Raw genomic sequence first — 611 nt, 5'->3', positions numbered from 1 at the left:
TACCCGTCGATCCCTTGCGCGAAGAACAAGCCCTTCAACCGGTTCACATGACGGATGCGCTCTCCGATGAGAGTCTTCAGTTCCCGGCAGACACGCCGGCGATCTTCCTCTTCCGTTGTCGGTACGCAAACCATCGAACAGACCCGCGGTTCGTCCCTTTTCCACGCCATGAGCGTGCGCACAAGCGCCTCTCCGTCGATCCGGTCGGTCTTGGCGCGGCGATGCCGGCGCGAAACCGCGATCGAGGCTGGGTCAACAACATGGCTCTCGATCCCTTCCGTCACCAAGGCGCGGTGAATCCAGAACCCGTCCAATCCGGCTTCCTGGATCACGATCACTGGAACAGTCTGGCCGGTCCGGCGCTGGACATTGCGTTGCAGATCCGAGAACCGCTCCAGCAACCTCGGCATATCTCCGCCCCGCACCTGGTGTCTCGACATCTTGGAACCCATGGGCGTCGCAAGGGTGGTCACCAGCCAGATCGAGCGGCTGAGCTCCAGAGAAACGAAAATCGCTCCGCACTCAACGGGCGAAAGCGTATGCGTGGCGGTCTTCCTGGCAGTCTGCATGGCAATGATCTCCATCGAGAAAGTTGGGCGCCCTTATCTTTC

General features: G+C 60.6%; 1 protein-coding gene. It reads right to left on the bottom strand.

What is annotated here, in order from left to right; translation table 11 throughout:
- On the bottom strand, nucleotides 1-569 hold a 569-nt coding region (locus ACLKMW_RS26505; RefSeq protein WP_458575180.1), incomplete at its 3' end, for a transposase.
- Nucleotides 570-611 lie beyond the last annotated feature (42 nt).

Origin of the sequence: Borborobacter xinjiangensis (genome assembly GCF_047739745.1) — a bacterium.
Classification (GTDB): Bacteria; Pseudomonadota; Alphaproteobacteria; order Rhizobiales; family Rhizobiaceae; genus Pseudaminobacter.
This window is presented reverse-complemented; position numbering and strand designations above follow the sequence as displayed.